We start from the raw sequence: 1,458 nt of genomic DNA, 5'->3' as shown, positions 1-1,458 counted from the left end.
TTTTATTTTCCTTCTTTAATTCCCTTTTGTATGCCTTTTTGTATGCCTTTTTAATTCCTCTTTCTTCTATTTGTTCTAATATACCCATGGTAACATCCCCCTTTCCGTCTAATTTTCTTATTTCTTCTCGTATGTCTTCTTCTTTTAGTTGGCTATTTGTAAGTTCGATGTATTTTAAATATATTTCTCCGTAGTAAATTAATGTATCTAATGATTCTTCTTTTTCTGCTTCTTTTATAGCTAATAAAAATACCCTTAATACTACTTCAAGGTTTTCTTCAAAGGCATATTTAAATGCCTTTAGCATCATTGCCGTTAATTTTGTGTATTTTTCAAAATCATTTTCTTCATATTCTTTTATATTAATAAGTTCATGTTTAAAGACAGGTACTCTTTCTTTAAAATATTCTGGTAGGTCATGAAATCCTGGAATCATTTCTCGTAAATCTGTTTTTAAGTTCCATTTTTCTTGTCCATGATATATTACTATTGGAATAATTATGGGTAATTCCTTTTTACCTTCTTTTTTAACCATGTTCGTCCAGAATTCTAAAATATATTTATGCACTTGGAATATGGTTAATTTGTCTTTATATGATTTATGTTCTAAAAGAAAGCTAATATAGCCCTCCTGGTTATTTATTTGCACTTTATAAATTAAGTCGAAAAAGATCTCTTTCAATTCCTTATTTGTAGATGATGCCTTCTGTAATTCTAAACTTTCTAGATTTATAATATCTAATGCTTCCTTTGGTATATTATTCTTAAGAAAGTCTTCTGCTATTCGTTTTTGACTAAACACTTCTTTAAATGTTAAGTCATGTTTATTTGTTTTTAGATGATTTTCTGTATTGTTCACTGTAATGCTCCTAATCTTATTAACAAAGTCTTATTTTTCAAGTTCTCGCTTAATTTTCTTAACCTCTTCTAGGGTTAGTTCAGATATTTGGGCCACTTGTTCTAAAGGAATGCCGAGTTTTAACGAATTTTTAGCTGTTTTTATTTTTCCTTCTTTAATTCCCTTTTGTATGCCTTTTTGTATGCCTTTTTTAATTCCTCTTTCTTCTATTTGTTCTAATATACCCATGGTAACATCCCCCTTTCCGTCTAATTTTCTTATTTCTTCTCGTATGTCTTCTTCTTTTAGTTGGCTATTTGTAAGCTCGATGTATTTTAAATATATTTCTCCGTAGTAAATTAATGTATCTAATGATTCTTCTTTTTCTGCTTCTTTTATAGCTAATAAAAATACCCTTAATACTACTTCAAGGTTTTCTTCAAAGGCATATTTAAATGCCTTTAGCATCATTGCCGTTAATTTTGTGTATTTTTCAAAATCATTTTCTTCGTATTCTTTTATATTAATAAGTTCATGTTTAAAGACAGGTACTCTTTCTTTAAAATATTCTGTAGGTCATGAAATCCTGGAATCATTTCTCGTAAATCTGTTTTAAGTTC

General features: G+C 28.2%; 2 protein-coding genes. Both read right to left on the bottom strand.

The window, feature by feature from the left end:
* Positions 1 to 859, bottom strand: an 859-nt coding sequence (locus B8965_RS12220; RefSeq protein WP_084054466.1) for an Rpn family recombination-promoting nuclease/putative transposase, incomplete at its 3' end; no start/stop codon positions are given.
* A gap of 30 nt (positions 860 to 889) precedes the next feature.
* Entirely contained in the window at positions 890 to 1,360 is a 471-nt protein-coding gene (locus B8965_RS12215; RefSeq protein ID WP_341451850.1) for an RpnC/YadD family protein, read from the bottom strand.
* Positions 1,361 to 1,458: the final 98 nt, after the last annotated feature.

The organism is Desulfonispora thiosulfatigenes DSM 11270, assembly GCF_900176035.1.
In the GTDB taxonomy this organism is placed as follows: Bacteria; Bacillota; Peptococcia; order Peptococcales; family Desulfonisporaceae; genus Desulfonispora; species Desulfonispora thiosulfatigenes.
The sequence above is the reverse complement of the archived record's forward strand: the minus strand, read 5'-3'. Positions and strand labels throughout refer to the sequence as shown.